Annotated in this window: 1 pseudogene; it reads left to right on the top strand. The window is 45.8% G+C overall.

From position 1 onward, the window contains the following. A pseudogene (locus R7R78_RS28225) lies at nt 1-483 on the top strand (phosphatase); the annotation flags it as partial. Between the last annotated feature and the right edge of the window lie 94 nt (nt 484-577).

The raw sequence follows: 577 nt of genomic DNA on the forward strand, positions 1-577 counted from the left end.
TCCTCTGATCAACATCTTGATTGGATAATTGCTAGCTTTCATGAGCCCGTTTTTAGACCCGCAACCGAAGCGGAGCACACTGTCGCGCTGATTAACGTCATTAAAAGTGGCAGAGTGGACGTGTTAGGGCACTTAGGTAATCCCAATTACCCATTTGATATGGAGCAAGTGTTGCGTTGCGCTAAATCCCACAATGTGGCGATTGAGGTGAACAATACGTCTCTCACAGGCAAGAGCCGAAAGGGCAGTGATGCGCGCTGTGATCAAATTGTTGCCTTAGGAAAAGAGATTGGCGTGTATTTCAGTACCGGCTCTGATGCGCACTTTTGCGAAGAGATTTCAAAACTGGATCTCGCCATCGAATTGCTGGAAAAACATGGCGTGGAGAAGGACAAAATCCTAACGACTTCAACCCGTCGTTTCTTGAAGTTCTTACTACTCAGAGGTAAACCACGCATTCCTGAGTTCGACGCGTTTTACTGATGTATGTGCATGAATAATCAAAAGTAGACCCCGCCAATCGGCGGGGTTTGTATTAGTTATGTACAAACTTGCTTACTTACAAAGGTGACTCAAC

Source organism: Vibrio sp. 2134-1, from assembly GCF_033339495.1.